Origin of the sequence: Microbacterium yannicii PS01 (genome assembly GCF_000304335.1) — a bacterium.
In the GTDB taxonomy this organism is placed as follows: Bacteria; Actinomycetota; Actinomycetes; order Actinomycetales; family Microbacteriaceae; genus Microbacterium; species Microbacterium yannicii_A.
The window spans coordinates 161,677-175,344 of the sequence record NZ_CAJF01000002.1; the positions used below are offsets into that span (position 1 = coordinate 161,677).

Annotated in this window: 11 protein-coding genes; 6 read left to right on the top strand and 5 right to left on the bottom strand. The window is 69.6% G+C overall.

Translation table 11 applies throughout. The annotated features are described in order from the left end of the window. The first annotated feature begins 90 nt into the window (after positions 1–90). The gene (locus tag WYM_RS02035; protein WP_019179155.1) at positions 91–1,251 is read left to right on the top strand and encodes a glutamate--cysteine ligase; all 1,161 of its coding nucleotides are present in this window, start codon (positions 91–93) and stop codon (positions 1,249–1,251) included. 27 nt (positions 1,252–1,278) lie between these two features. Here the strand turns inward: WYM_RS02035 and ffh are convergent, their stop codons facing one another. Both ffh and WYM_RS02045 read right to left on the bottom strand, forming a co-directional pair. Continuing rightward, on the bottom strand, positions 1,279–2,841 hold the full coding sequence (gene ffh, locus WYM_RS02040) for a signal recognition particle protein (RefSeq protein WP_019179156.1): 1,563 nt from the start codon (positions 2,839–2,841) through the stop codon (positions 1,279–1,281). A gap of 38 nt (positions 2,842–2,879) precedes the next feature. Then, positions 2,880–3,863: a TetR family transcriptional regulator gene (locus WYM_RS02045; protein WP_019179157.1), complete on the bottom strand. Its 984-nt coding sequence runs from the start codon at positions 3,861–3,863 to the stop codon at positions 2,880–2,882. Between the two features lie 97 nt (positions 3,864–3,960). Here WYM_RS02045 and lipB point away from each other — a divergent pair, with 97 nt between their 5' ends. Both lipB and lipA read left to right on the top strand, forming a co-directional pair. Next, positions 3,961–4,599 (top strand): lipoyl(octanoyl) transferase LipB, encoded by a 639-nt coding sequence (gene lipB, locus WYM_RS02050; RefSeq protein WP_026059475.1) that lies wholly within the window; start codon positions 3,961–3,963, stop codon positions 4,597–4,599. Then, positions 4,596–5,618, top strand: coding sequence for a lipoyl synthase (gene lipA / locus WYM_RS02055; RefSeq protein ID WP_019179159.1), 1,023 nt, complete (start codon positions 4,596–4,598; stop codon positions 5,616–5,618). Before lipB ends, lipA begins: the two co-directional genes overlap by 4 nt. A gap of 11 nt (positions 5,619–5,629) precedes the next feature. Here the strand turns inward: lipA and WYM_RS02060 are convergent, their stop codons facing one another. From WYM_RS02060 to smc, 3 genes are all read right to left on the bottom strand, one after another. Then, the gene (locus WYM_RS02060) at positions 5,630–6,130 is read right to left on the bottom strand and encodes a DUF2004 domain-containing protein (protein WP_019179160.1); all 501 of its coding nucleotides are present in this window, start codon (positions 6,128–6,130) and stop codon (positions 5,630–5,632) included. A gap of 84 nt (positions 6,131–6,214) precedes the next feature. Then, positions 6,215–7,087, bottom strand: coding sequence for a signal recognition particle-docking protein FtsY (gene ftsY / locus WYM_RS02065; RefSeq protein ID WP_019179161.1), 873 nt, complete (start codon positions 7,085–7,087; stop codon positions 6,215–6,217). A 19-nt stretch (positions 7,088–7,106) separates the two neighbouring features. After that, a complete protein-coding gene (gene smc, locus WYM_RS02070) occupies positions 7,107–10,664 on the bottom strand; it encodes a chromosome segregation protein SMC (RefSeq protein WP_019179162.1) in 3,558 nt (1,185 codons plus the stop codon). Between the two features lie 484 nt (positions 10,665–11,148). On the opposite strand from smc, the gene WYM_RS02080 reads away from it, so the two are divergent. From WYM_RS02080 to WYM_RS02090, 3 genes are all read left to right on the top strand, one after another. Continuing rightward, complete coding sequence (locus WYM_RS02080; protein WP_019179164.1) at positions 11,149–11,406, top strand: hypothetical protein; 258 nt, start codon at positions 11,149–11,151, stop codon at positions 11,404–11,406. Positions 11,407–11,491: 85 nt separating this feature from the next. Further along, complete coding sequence (locus WYM_RS02085; RefSeq protein WP_019179165.1) at positions 11,492–12,571, top strand: GNAT family N-acetyltransferase; 1,080 nt, start codon at positions 11,492–11,494, stop codon at positions 12,569–12,571. Beyond that, entirely contained in the window at positions 12,568–13,668 is a 1,101-nt protein-coding gene (locus WYM_RS02090; protein WP_019179166.1) for a GNAT family N-acetyltransferase, read from the top strand. The genes WYM_RS02085 and WYM_RS02090 overlap by 4 nt, the downstream gene beginning before the upstream one ends.

Below are 13,668 nucleotides of genomic sequence, written 5' to 3' on the forward strand. Positions count from 1 at the left end.
GAGCGGTCGGTCCGACCCTCTATTCTGCCAGATGACGAACCGTGCTGCGAACCGACCGGGGCTGACACCGTCGCATGCCAGACTGTGCGAATGACGGTGCCCTTCGCGACATCATCCCGTTCCTCGGTCGGGCTCGAGTGGGAGATCATGCTCGCCGACGCTGAGACCGGCGACCTGCTCCCCCGCGCTCCCGAGGTCCTCGACGCCGTGGAGGAGTCCACCGCCCTCGAGCGGTTCACGGTCACGGGCGAGCTGCTGACCAACACGGTGGAGGTCACCAGCGGCGTCGGCGACACCGTCGCCGCGGCAGTCGACGACATCGCCGATGCGATCATCGCCGTGCGCTCCTACACCGACCCGCACGGCATAGAGCTTCTCTGCGCCGGCAGCCACCCGTTCGCCCAGTGGTTCCAGCAGAGCGTCACCGACAAGACGCGCTACCACAAGCTCATCGAGCGCACCCAGTGGTGGGGACGCAACATGATGATCTGGGGCATCCACGTTCACGTCGGTGTGGAGGACGTCAACAAGGTCTTCCCCATCATCAACGCCCTGTCGGTCTACCTGCCGCACCTCCAGGCGCTGTCGGCGTCCAGTCCGTTCTGGGCGGGTGAACGGACGGGCTACGCCTCGAACCGGGCGCTGGTCTTCCAGCAGCTTCCGACCGCCGGGCTTCCGTGGCCGCTCGAGAACTGGGCGCAGTTCGAGTCGTACATGGACGACATGGTGCGCACCGGCGTCATGGAGGATGCGACCGAGGTGCGGTGGGACATCCGTCCGGCTCCGCGCTGGGGCACCATCGAGGTGCGGGCCTGCGACGGGATGTCGACGCTGCCCGAGCTCGCGGCAGTGTCCGCCCTGATCCAGGTGCTGGTCGAGCACTTCTCGCGCCGCCTCGACGAAGGGCTGCCGCTCGAGACGATCCAGCCCTGGTTCATTCGCGAGAACAAGTGGCGCGCCGCGCGGTACGGACTCGACGCCCGCGTCGTCGTCGATCATCTCGGTACCCAAGTGCCGGTCGTCGATCACCTGCGTGAGACCCTCGCCGAGGTGGCAGACATCGCGGTCGAGCTCAAGTGCGCCCGCGAGCTGGAGGCGATCGAGACCACGCTCACCCAGGGTGCGAGCTACTCGCGCCAGCTCGCGGTGGCCGAGGCCTCGGGCGGCGACCTGCGCGCGGTCGTGCGGCACCTCGTCGGCGAATTCCGCTCCGGACCCACCCTGCGCGAGCACCTGGCCGCCAGCGCGTGAGGCCGTAGCCGCACGCGGGGAGTCGAGTCAGCCGCGGCCGAGGAGCTTCTGCAGCTCTGCCAGGTCGGCCTCGGTCGGGGCGCCCTTCGCGCCGCCCCCACCCAGGCCGAAGCCCGAACCGGTGGGCGCCGGAGCCTCCGCCGCGATGCCGGCGTTCTCGGCGGCGCGCTTGGCGGGGTTGCCCGACCGTGAGCCCTTCGCCTTCTGCTGCTTGCCACGCTTCGACGACGCGCCGGGCCGCCCGCCGCCGGGGATCGGACCCATGCCGGGGATGTTCGGCACCCCGCCGCGAGCGACGGTCTTCATCATCTTCGCCGCCTGGTCGAACCGCTGGACGAGCTGGTTCACGTCGGTCACCGTCATGCCCGAGCCCCGCGCGATGCGCAGACGGCGCGAGCCGTTGAGCACCTTCGGATTGCGGCGCTCACCGGGCGTCATCGAGCGGATGATGGCCTCGGTGCGGTCGATCTCCCGCTCGTCGAAGTTCTCGAGCTGCTCCTTCATGGACCCCATGCCCGGGAGCATCCCGAGCATCTTCTTCATGGAGCCCATCTTCTTCATCTGCTGCATCTGCTCGAGGAAGTCCTCGAGCGTGAAGGTCTCGCTCGCCAGCTTCTCGGCGACCTTCATCGCCTCTTCCTCGTCGAACGCCTGCTGAGCCTGCTCGATGAGGGTCAGGATGTCGCCGAGGTCGAGAATGCGCGACGCCATGCGGTCGGGGTGGAACGCCTCGAGGTCGTCGAGGCCCTCGCCCGTGGACGCGAAGATGATGGGGCGTCCGGTGACCGACGCGACGGAGAGCGCCGCGCCGCCGCGCGCGTCGCCGTCCAGCTTGGACAGCACGACGCCGGTGAAGTCCACGCCTTCCTGGAAGGCCTTCGCCGTGTTGACGGCGTCCTGACCGATCATCGCGTCGATGACGAAGAGGACCTCGTCGGGGTCGGTCGCCTTGCGGATGTTCGCGGCCTGCTTCATGAGCTCGGCGTCGACGCCGAGTCGTCCGGCCGTGTCGATGATGACCACGTCGTGCTGCTGTCGGCGCGCGACCTCGACACCGTCGCGCGCAACTCGCACCGGGTCGCCGACACCGTTGCCCGGCTCCGGGGCGTAGATCGCCGCGCCCGCGCGCTCGGCCACCACCTGAAGCTGGTTGACCGCGTTCGGACGCTGCAGGTCGGCCGCGATGAGGAGCGGGGTGTGGCCGTCCTTCTCGAGCTGCCTGGCGAGCTTGCCCGCGAAGGTCGTCTTGCCCGAGCCCTGGAGGCCGGCGAGCATGATCACGGTGGGCGGGTTCTTCGCGAACTGCAGTCGCCGCTGCTCGCCGCCGAGGATCGCCACGAGCTCCTCGTTGACGATCTGCACGACCTGCTGCGCCGGGTTGAGTGCGCGATTGACCTCGTCGCCCAGCGCGCGCTCGCGCACCTTCGCGGTGAACTCCTTGACGACGGGAAGCGCCACGTCGGCATCGAGCAGAGCGCGCCGGATCTCGCGGACCGTCCCGTCGACGTCCGCGGGCGTGAGCTTGCCCTTGGTGCGGAGGTTGCGGAAGGTCTCGGTGAGCCGGTCGGAAAGAGTGCCGAAAGTCGCCATGATCCCCCGATTCTACCGGCGGCCGATACTGCGGACGGCTACGCCGGCCCAAGCTCCTGGAAGAGGGTCAGCTGCAGGTCGGCAGGGCCGCGCAGGCGGGCGTTGATCGATCGCCACGGCGTCTCGCGTGCGGATGCCTCGACCACGGCGCCCGCGCTGCCGAGGCGCCTCTGAGCCGCTGCCGTGTCGTCGACCTCCAGGCCGATGCGGATGCGCTCGCTGGGCGCGTCCCCGTCGGTCTCGACATGGTCGATGAACGCGACCTGCGCAGGATTGGAGAGCTCGAGCGTGGCGCGTCCGGCATCGAGGATCATCACGCGCGCGCCGCCTTCGGCCTCATACGCCTCGCTCTGCGGCATCCCGACTGCATCCCGGTAGAACGCGACCGCCTCGTCGAAGTCGGGCGCGCGCACGACGACGCGCAGCTGCCGCACGGCGCCGTCTGCGGTGCCCACCGGCACTCCGGACGCCGCCTCGGCGGCGCGCTTCAGGAACCGCTCGAGCAAGGTCACCCCGGCGCCGTCATGCGCCCAGGCCTCCACCGCGGCGAGAACGGCTCCTCCCCACGCGGCACCGGCGACCTCCGCGTGGAGACGGTCGGCACCGCCGCGGACGAGATGCTCGGCAACGGCGCGGAGTATCCGGGAGCGACGCACGGACGCTTCGCGCCCCAGCTCGTCCTCGAGGCCCATCGCCGCCGCGTTGACGATGCCCAGCGCAAGGCTGTCGGGAGCGAACCCGTCGGCGATCGCCAGCACCTCCTCCCGCACGGAGGATCCGGAGTCCTGATCGGCGAGCCGCCGCTCGAAGGTGGCGATGCGGTCGTCGAGGCCGGCCCAGAGGATGTCGGACTTCGACGAGAAGTAGTTGAAGAAGCTCGAGCGGCTGACGCCGGCACGCGTGGTGATGTCGGCGATCGACGTCGCCTCGAACCCCTTCTCGAGGAAGAGCTCGCATGCGGCCTCGGCCAGTGTCTCCCTCGACGATGCCTTGGGGCGTCCCACGCGTCCGCTGCTGCTCACGCGGCCACGCTACCGGCCGCGGCGGTTCGCGGCATCCGTCTCGCTGTGGGCGTATTGTTGGACGCGGTTCACTTATCGCCACGAGCGAAGGAGCATGATGCTCGAGATCCAGACGGTCGGCCTCTCGCCCGACCTCGTCCCCTACCTCCAGGGGTGGGACCTGCAACGCAGGGTCCATGCGGACGTCGTTCGCGACGAACGCCCCGACACCCTCCTGCTTCTCGAGCACGAGGCGGTGTACACGGCGGGAAAGCGCACAGAGGCCCACGAGCGGCCGACCGACGGAACGCCCGTCGTCGACGTCGACCGCGGGGGCAAGATCACGTGGCACGGTCCCGGGCAGCTGGTGGGCTACCCGATCGTGCGGCTGCCCGCGCCCGTCGACGTCGTCGCACACGTGCGCCGGCTGGAGCGACTGCTCATCACGGCGCTGGCTGAGCACGGCGTCGACGGCTACCAGGTCGACGGTCGCAGCGGGGTATGGGTGCGCCGGCCGCTCTCCGAAGACAAAGTCGCCGCGATCGGGGTGCGTGTCGAGCGCGGTGTGACGATGCACGGATTCGCGATCAACTGCGACAACACGCTCGCCGGGTTCCGCGGCATCATCCCGTGCGGGATCACGGATGCCGGGGTCACCACGGTGAGCGAGGTCGTCGGAGCGGACGTCGCTCCGCGCGACATCGTCGACACCGTCGGCCGCGTGTTCTCCGCGGAGTACGCGGCGGTGCCGGCGTGAGCGCGTGCGGAACGGGTGCGGCGGCGGCACCGGCGGGCGGGCCGGAAGGACGCAAGCTCCTGCGCCTGGAGGTGCGCAACGCGCAGACGCCGATCGAGCGCAAGCCGGAGTGGATCAAGACCAAGGCGAAGATGGGCCCTGAGTACCAGGCGCTGCATTCGCTCGTGAAGACCGAGGAGCTGCACACGGTCTGCCAGGAGGCCGGCTGTCCCAACATCTACGAGTGCTGGGAGGACCGCGAGGCGACCTTCCTCATCGGCGGATCCCAGTGCACCCGGCGGTGCGACTTCTGCCAGATCGACACCGGCAAGCCTGCCGACTACGACACGGACGAGCCGCGCCGCGTCGCCGAGAGCGTGAGCCGCATGCAGCTGCGCTACGCGACCGTCACCTGCGTCGCACGCGATGACCTGCCCGACGGCGGCGCGTGGCTCAATGCCGAGACGATCCGCCAGATCCACGCGCAGAACCCGAACACCGGCGTCGAGCTGCTCGCGACGGATTTCAACGGGGAGCCGGCGCTGCTGGCCGAGGTGTTCGACGCGCGGCCCGAGGTGTTCGCCCACAATGTCGAGACGGTGCCGCGCATCTTCAAGCGCATCCGGCCGGGGTTCCGCTATGAGCGCTCCCTCGACGTCCTGACGCAGGCCCGCAACGCCGGACTGATCACCAAGTCCAATCTGATCCTGGGGATGGGCGAGGAGCCGGAAGAGGTCGTACAGGCTCTGCGCGACCTGCACGACGCCGGCACCGACATCATCACCATCACGCAGTACCTTCGCCCCACCCCTCGCCACCTTCCGGTCGCTCGCTGGGTGAAGCCGCAGGAGTTCGTCGAGTTCAAGGAGGAGGCCGAGCGCATCGGCTTCCTCGGAGTGCTCGCCGGACCGCTGGTGCGCTCGTCCTACCGCGCGGGGCGTCTGTGGGCGCAGTCGATGGTGTCGAAGGGCCGCGCGATCCCGCCGCATCTCGCCCACATCGCCGAAGGGGCGGAGCAGGGGTTCGCGCAGGCGGTGTGACGACCGGGCGCTCAGTCGGCGCTGGTGACCGAGAGCACGTCGCCGTCCGAGCCGAGATTCACCAGCAGCACGTCGTCGGTCGCGTCGGGGTCGAGGGCGTACTCGAGGACGGCGAACGGGTCGGATCCGCCGTGCTCGTCGGCGAGGATCGTCATGCTCATCAGCTGCAGCGAGCGGATGACGTCGATCTGCACGTCGCCCGAGATGTCGACGAGCGCGTCTTCGAGCGCTTCGCCGAGTCCTTCCTGCTGCTGGAGGATGTACTCGGTCACCTCGCTGGTGCGGTCGTTGAGCTCGTTCACCATCGCGTTGCGGGCGCTGCGGTCGATGTCCTCGAGGGACGAGATGAGGCCGGCAGCCACGTCGAGCGCTGCCTCCGAGACATCGTCCTGGTCGGGCGCGGTGAGATCGACCGTCACGGACTGGTCACCCAGCTCCACGTTCTCGGACCAGAAGATCGATCCGTCGGGCCCTGACTCGAGGAGTCCGAAGTAGTCGTGCTCGATCGCCATATCCCTATGAAACCGCACCGCGGGCCCGGACGCGATACCCGGAGACAGGTGTGGCGCGCATCCGAGCGTCGGACGGATCCCGAATCAGTCGACGAGCGCCGCGGCGAACACGTGCGGCGTGAATCCGGTGAGGTCGCCGATGCCCTCGCCCTGCCCGAGAAGCTTGACGGGAATGCCGGTTCGCTCCTGCACGGCGAGCACGAATCCGCCTTTGGCCGAGCCGTCGAGCTTCGTGAGCACGAGCCCGGTGACGCCGGCGTGCTCGAGGAAGGCCTGCGCCTGCATGACGCCGTTCTGGCCGGTCGTGGCGTCCAGCACGAGCAGCACCTCGCTGATCGGCGCCTGCTTCTCGATGACGCGGCGGATCTTGCCGAGCTCGTCCATGAGGCCGCCCTTGGTGTGCAGCCGCCCCGCCGTGTCGACGAGCACGATCTCGGTGCCGGTGCGCTGGGCGTACTCGATGGTCTGGAAGGCGACGGATGCCGGATCCTGGCCCTCCTGCTGAGGCCGAACGATCGCAGCTCCGCCTCGCTCGGCCCAGGTGGCCAGCTGGTCGACGGCCGCGGCGCGGAACGTGTCGGCCGCCCCGACGACCACGGAGCGGCCGTAGCGCTGCAGGAACTTCGCGAACTTGCCGATCGTCGTGGTCTTGCCCACGCCGTTGACCCCGACGACCAGCACGACCGCCGGCCGCTCCGTGAGGCGGAGGGTCGTGTCGAACTTCGCGAAGTGCTCTTCCAGAGTCTCCTTCAGCATGCGCTGCAGGTCACGAGGATCCGTCGTGCGGTACTTCTCGACCTTCTCGCGCAGCTCATCGACGATCCGCTCGGTGATATCGGGGCCGAAGTCGGCTGTGAGCAGCGCCGTCTCGAGGTCCTCCCACGTGTTCTCATCGATCGTGGGCTTGACGAACATGCCGCGCAGCGCGCGCCCGAGCGACCAGGAACTCTCAGCCATGCACCCAGCCTAGAGTCGGTCAGCTCGCGACGCGGTCGCCGATGCGCTGGCCGACGACCGCGGAGACGCCGTCCTGGCGCATCGAGACGCCGTACAGCGCGTCCGCGATCTCCATCGTGCGCTTCTGGTGGGTGATGACGATGAGCTGGCTGGAGGCGCGCAGCTGCTCGAACACGCCGAGGAGCCGGCCGAGATTCGCATCGTCCAGCGCCGCCTCGACTTCGTCGAGGATGTAGAAGGGGCTCGGCCGCGCCTTGAAGATGGCGGTCAGGAGAGCCACGGCAGCGAGCGAGCGCTCACCACCGGACAGCAGCGACAGCCGCTCGATCTTCTTGCCCACGGGGCGCACGGCGACCTCGATGCCGGTGGTCAGCGGAGATTCGGGATCGGTGAGCGAGATGCTCCCGGTTCCGCCGGGGAACAGGATGGGGAAGACTTCGCCGAACGCCACCTTGGTGTCTTCGAACGCCGCGAGGAAGATCGTCTGCATGCGCTCGTCGAGTTCTTCGATGATCGTGAGCAGATCCTTGCGCGTCTGCGTCAGGTCGGCCAGCTGCTCGGTCATGAACTTGTGACGCTGCTCGAGGGCGGCGAACTCCTCCAGGGCGAGCGGGTTCACCCGGCCCAGCTGACCGAGCTTCCGCTCCGCCTCCTGCAGCCGCCGTCGCTGGCGCGCGCGATCGAAGGCGACCGATCCCGCGGCAGCGGCTTCGGCCACGTCGCCGTCGACGGCGTCGGACACCGCTGCGGAGGCGTCGGAAACGGGCTGATCGGGACCGTATTCCGAAACGAGAATATTCTCGTCGAGGCCGAGTTCGGACTGTACCCGTTCGAGCAGGCCGGTGACGTGCAGGCGCTTCTCGTGGATCTGCAGTTCGAGGCTGTGCACGCTCTCGGTGAGTCCGCCCAGTCGCTCACGCAGACTCGCCTCCTGTGCGCGGAGCTCGGCGAGCTCGGCAGTGAGCGCGGTCCGCTCGGACTCGGCCGCGGCGAGTTCCGCGCGGGCCTGAGCGAGGGAGCGGTCGACCGAGTCGATCACCGCGGGAAGCTGACCCGAGACGCCCGCCGCGACCTCGCGCTGCGCACGGCGCACGACGGCCCGTCGCGCGGCCTCGGCCGCCGCTTCGCGCTCTCGCTCGCGCTGGCGCTCGAGCGAGACGATCCGGGCCTCTCCCGCGCGGATCCGCTCGCGCAAGGTCTCGACGTCCAGGCGGGCGCGCATCTCGCTGTCGCGCGCCTCCTCGAGCGCCTCGAGCATGCCGTCGCGGGCCGAGGCGTCGAGCATCGGCCGCGGCGCCTCGAGTGCCGAGGTGAGCTGGTCCTCGGCGATCCGCGCCGCGTCCTGTGCCTCTTCGACGGCTGCGGCCGCCTGGGCCAGCCCGGTCTCGAGGCGTTCGCACTCGGCGACCGCAGCCTCGTGGCGCACCGTCGCGCGGTTGACCTGCTCCGCATGGGCGGCCAGCGCAGCGTCATGTTCTCGCAGGGTGGTCAACGCCGCCTTGGTGTGCTGCCGTGCCACGTCGAGGTCGCGCGACGCATCTGCGAGAGCCTCGCGCAGCGAGTCCGCCACCACGGTGATCTCATCGCGGCGTTCGGCTGCGGCATCCCGCTCCGCCGCCAGCTCGAGCCGGGACCTCGACGCTCCGGCGCCGGCGCGCAGGGAGTACGCCGTGCGCACCTCCCCGGCGCGTGTGACGATCGTGGCGAGACCGCCGTCGGGGGCTGCCAGGGTCGCGGCGGCGGCGCGGGCGGCCTCCAGGTCGTCGGCGATGAGGACGTGCGAGAGCAGACCCAGCACGCCGTCGGGTGCGCGGACGACCTCGCGTGCGGCCCGCAGACCGGCGGCGGATGCAACGATGCCTCCCATCGGCGGCGTGCCCTCGGCGATGACGATGTCGACGATTCCTGCGTTCGCGCGCTGCGCGAGGCCGGCCACAGCGAAGGCGTCTGAGGCCTGATCGACGAGCACGCCCTCCGCGACCGGTCCGAGCACGGCGGCGATCGCCGCCTCATAGCCGGGCTCGACCTGGACGGCGTCGCTCACCAGTCCCCGCACTCCCGGGACGCCCTGCGCGATGAGCGAGGATGCGCCGTTCTCGATGTCGAGCGCGCGTCCCAGCGCCGCGGTCTGCGCGGTCAGGGCCTCTCGCTCCCGCTCGGCGGCGTGGAGGCGCTCACGAAGAGACGCCACCGTGGCCTCGGCCTGCGTCGCGTCGCGCTGCGCACGTTCGTAGGCGGCCGCGTGCTCGGCCGACGTGCCCAGCGGCGCGAGTTCGGGATCCACGCCCGCGAGCAGCTCTTCGGCTTCCCTTCGACGGGTGAGGGCGGCATCCAGCGCTTTCTGCTGCCGCTCGACAGCGCTGCGGACGGCGGCGAGAGCGGATGCCGCGGCCTCCGCCGTCCCGCGCAGCGCGGTGATCCGCATGTCGTGCTCGGAGACGAGCGCGCTCTGGGCGGCGATGTCGACATCGAGTGCGTCCAGCTCGGCGCGCGCGCGCATCACCGCTCGGCTGGCCTCGGCGGCGGCATCCTGCGCCTCGCCCAGACCGTCCCCGACGGATTGGATCTCGGCGCGAGCCTCGTCGATCATCGCCTGCGAGACCGTCGTCAGCTCGATGCGCTCGCCGTCCTCGGCGTCCCCGAGGAGGGCGAGCCGCTGCCCGGCGAGGGCGTAGAGGCTGCGCAGGCGCTCCTGAACGCGCTCGAGTCCGTGTGCCACCCGACGGGCCTGGTCCACGGCCTCGGAACGCTGATCGGACTCGAGCTGCTCGATGCGCACCCGCGCGTTGTCGAGTCGCTCCTGCAGCACCAGGCGCTCGGCATGCCGCTCCTGCTCGCTGCGGGCGTGCGAGGCGAGTTCGTCGCGCAGCGCCACGAGCTCGTCGGCGAACAGGCGTGCCTTGGCATCTCGGACGACCGCCGCGATCGTGGCGGCCTCGCGGGCGATCTCGGCCTGACGCCCGAGGGGCTTCAGCTGTCGGCGCAGCTCGCCGGCGAGGTCGCTCAGCCGCGTGAGGTTGGCTTCCATCGCGTCGAGCTTGCGCAGGGTCTTCTCTTTGCGGCGACGGTGCTTGAGGATCCCCGCCGCCTCTTCGATGAATCCGCGCCGGTCCTCCGGACTGGCCTGCAGCACGGTGTCGAGGCGGCCCTGTCCGACGATGACGTGCATCTCGCGGCCGAGTCCGGAATCGCTGAGCAGCTCTTGCACGTCCAGGAGCCGGCACGTCTCGCCGTTGATCGCGTATTCGCTCGCGCCGTTGCGGAACAGCGTGCGGCTGATCGTCACCTCGGTGTACTCGATGGGCAGCGCGCCGTCGGTGTTGTCGATGGTCAGCTGCACCTCCGCTCGGCCGAGCGGGCCCCGTGTGGCGGTCCCGGCGAAGATGACGTCCTCCATCTTGCCGCCACGCAGCGTCTTCGCGCCCTGCTCCCCCATGACCCAGGCGAGCGCGTCGACGACGTTGGACTTACCGGATCCGTTCGGGCCGACGATGCAGGTCACGCCGGGTTCGAGGGCGAAAGTCGTCGGCTGGGCGAACGACTTGAACCCTTTGAGCGTCACGCTCTTCAGGTGCATGGAAGCGCCCTCCACCCCGGTCGACTACCCGCATACGCTACCCGAGGAGAGGCCGTTCGCACGGTAGGCGAGCCGGGCGCCGACAGCAGCGCGACACGCCCGTTGTTCACCGAATCTGCGAAAACGCTTGACGTGGACTCGGTAACCGCGCTACTGTCACTCTTCGCGTCTGAAGTCGAGAAAGGAGGTCCCCGATGATGCACATGAACAAGACCGGCATCGCCTGCCCCGCAGGCCGATCCGTCACCGCGTTCGCGCCGGGGACCCTCTCCTTCGGAGCGACACTCAGCGGCCGGTTCCCCGCCGCCATCTGACCCCCGCAGGGGAGAAGTCTGCCCGTTTCCGGGCAGCGCCTCTCTGCGTCGGCCGCCTCTCGGGCTGCTGAGCGCGCACCCCCTGCTTCTTCCCGTCGTGCTGCGGCACGACATCCCGCATCGGGCGATCGCCCCGTGCATTCTTCACCCTCAGAAACGAGAACATCACCATGAATACACTCCTTGCGCCGCAGCGCCTCTCGGGCGTCCCCGATACGCTGCGGCTTCCGAGCCGCGACACCCGCGTCACGCTTCTGGATCGCCTCGCCCTGCGCGTCGCCCTGCGCCTCCTCCTGTGGAGCACCCGCAGCGCGCGCCTGGCCGACGATCGCCGCCGGCATTCCCATGCCTTCCGGCACCAGGAGGCCACCGCTCTGCGCCGGCGCAGTCACGAGCGCGAGGCTCTGACGCTCGCGCCGCGCGCATGACGGCCCTCGGGTCCGTCGTCCGGTCCTCCGGACGACGGACCCCCCGATCCTCTCCCCTTCCACAGAACTGCAAGGACGCATCGAAATGACCACCCTCACCGACATCGAGTTCCGACCGCTCGTCGTCCCCGCCTCCATCGACGCACCGGACGCCGCCGACTTCGTCGAGATGGTGCGCGTACGCAACGTCATCTATCGCGAGATCTCCGGCCACGGCGACGAGAGCATGGCGCCGGACGAACTGCTCCCCCACTACCAGCCCAGCGACTATGAGAAGCGCCTCGCCTGGATCGTCGTCGACGGCGATGCGGTCATCGGTCGCATCGGCGTCGACATCCCGCACGAGAAGGGCTCGAAGGTGGTGTTCTGGCTCATCGAGCTGCTCCGTGAGACGTGGGGTCGCGGCATCGGCTCCGCGGCGCACGAACTCGTCGAGCGCGTCGCCCGCGAGCACGGCCGCACCGTGCTGCAGTCCTGGGCGGAGCACCCGGCGGCCGACGGGCCGAGGCTGTCGCCGCCCACCGGCTTCGGCGACATCCCCGAGGACCACATCGCACGGTTCTTCCTGCGCCACGGATACACGCTCGAGCAGGTAGAACGCGCGAGCGCCTTCGACCTCACCGGATCGTTCGACGGCGTGGAGCGTCTCCTCGCCGAGGCTCGTGCCGCGTCGGCCGACTACCGCGTGGTCCGATGGTTCGCGCCCACACCGCCGGAGTACACCGACGGATACGCATGGATGAAGTCGCGCATGTCGACCGATGCCCCGGCGGCGGCCATGGTGTTCGACGAGGAGACGTGGGATGCGGCACGGATCGCCGAGCACGATGCCAAGTACACCGAGAGCGGGCGGACTCTGCAGGTGACGGCCGCCCAGCACATCGAATCCGGCGCCCTGTGCGCCTTCAACGAGCTGGTCATCGCCAAGGATCGCACCGAGGCGAGCCACCAGGAGGACACCCTCGTGCTGAAGGAGCACCGCGGGCACAAGCTCGGAACGCTCGTCAAGTGCGCGGGGCTGCTGTCGTGGCGCGAGGTCGCACCGCAGTCGCACCGTGTCCTCACTTACAACGCGGAGGAGAACCGTCCGATGCTCGACATCAACGAGGCGATCGGCTTCGCGCCCATCGCGTACACCGGAGCGTGGAAGAAGGTGCTGTCATGACCGACATCTCGGAGAGCCCGGTGCTCACGATCGAGCCCGTCGTCGTTCCGGAGACGCTCGAGCAGCCCGAGGCCCGTCGCTTCCTGGACATGGTGAGGATCGCCAACGAGGTGTGCCGGCACGACGCCGGCCACGACTACCTCCGCGAAGAGCCGGAAGAGATGCTGGGCTTCTGGCAGGACCAGTCGGACTGGACGCAGGTGGGGTACGCGGTGCTCCGCGATGACGTGATGGTGGGCGCCGTCAAGCTCATGATCTCCAACGAGCCGGGGACGAGCGCGATCGAGTTCGACCTGATGGTCGATCCACCGCACTGGGGCATCGGCGCCGAGGAGCTCCTGCTCGCGGAAGTCGAGCGCGAGGCACGAGAGCGCCGGATCGGCGTGATCCAGACCTGGACGCTCCATCGGCCCGACGCCGGCCGGGAGCGCCTCGAACCGCCGACCGGATGGGGCTCGATCCCGGCCGACGACCGCCAGACGGTCTTCCAGTTGCGCAACGGCTTCTCGCTGGAGCAGGTCGAGCGCAACAGCGTGTTCGACCTGACGAAGGACGTCGCGCCGCTTCGGGCCATGCTCGAGGACGCCGTCCGCACCGCGGGACAGGAGTATCGGGTGATCTCATGGACCGCGCCGACACCTCCCGAGTACGCCGACGGGTTCGCGAACGCCATGGCCCGCATGTCGACCGATGCGCCGTCCGCCGGCATGGTGATCGACGAGCAGCACTGGGATGCGGCGCGGGTGCAGCGCCGGGATGCGCGCCAGCAGGCCCAGGGTCTGACGGTGTCCGTCGCCGCCGTCTTCCACGAGCCGACGGGGGCCATCGCGGCCTACAACGAGCTGGTCATCGCGGACGATCCCCGCGGCGCGACGCAGCAGTTCGGCACGCTCGTCCTGAAGGAGCATCGCGGCCGGCGCCTCGGCACCGTCGTGAAGTGCGCGAACCTGCTGCGGTGGCGCGACATCGTGCCCGAATCGCCGCGGGTGTCGACGTTCAACGCGGAGGAGAACCGGCACATGCTCGACATCAACGAGGCGATCGGCTTCGTGCCGGCGTCCTACGCCGGCGCGTGGAAGAAGGTCATCGAACTCTGA

What these genes read in the sequence shown, in the direction of transcription:
- ftsY (WP_019179161.1), bottom strand. Translation starts at nt 7,087, where the DNA reads ATGGCTGAGAGTTCCTGGTCGCTCGGGCGCGCGCTGCGCGGCATGTTC.
- WYM_RS02090 (WP_019179166.1), top strand. Translation starts at nt 12,568, where the DNA reads ATGACCGACATCTCGGAGAGCCCGGTGCTCACGATCGAGCCCGTCGTC.
- WYM_RS02035 (WP_019179155.1), top strand. Translation starts at nt 91, where the DNA reads ATGACGGTGCCCTTCGCGACATCATCCCGTTCCTCGGTCGGGCTCGAG.
- lipB (WP_026059475.1), top strand. Translation starts at nt 3,961, where the DNA reads ATGCTCGAGATCCAGACGGTCGGCCTCTCGCCCGACCTCGTCCCCTAC.
- WYM_RS02080 (WP_019179164.1), top strand. Translation starts at nt 11,149, where the DNA reads ATGAATACACTCCTTGCGCCGCAGCGCCTCTCGGGCGTCCCCGATACG.
- WYM_RS02060 (WP_019179160.1), bottom strand. Translation starts at nt 6,130, where the DNA reads ATGGCGATCGAGCACGACTACTTCGGACTCCTCGAGTCAGGGCCCGAC.
- WYM_RS02085 (WP_019179165.1), top strand. Translation starts at nt 11,492, where the DNA reads ATGACCACCCTCACCGACATCGAGTTCCGACCGCTCGTCGTCCCCGCC.
- ffh (WP_019179156.1), bottom strand. Translation starts at nt 2,841, where the DNA reads ATGGCGACTTTCGGCACTCTTTCCGACCGGCTCACCGAGACCTTCCGC.
- smc (WP_019179162.1), bottom strand. Translation starts at nt 10,664, where the DNA reads ATGCACCTGAAGAGCGTGACGCTCAAAGGGTTCAAGTCGTTCGCCCAG.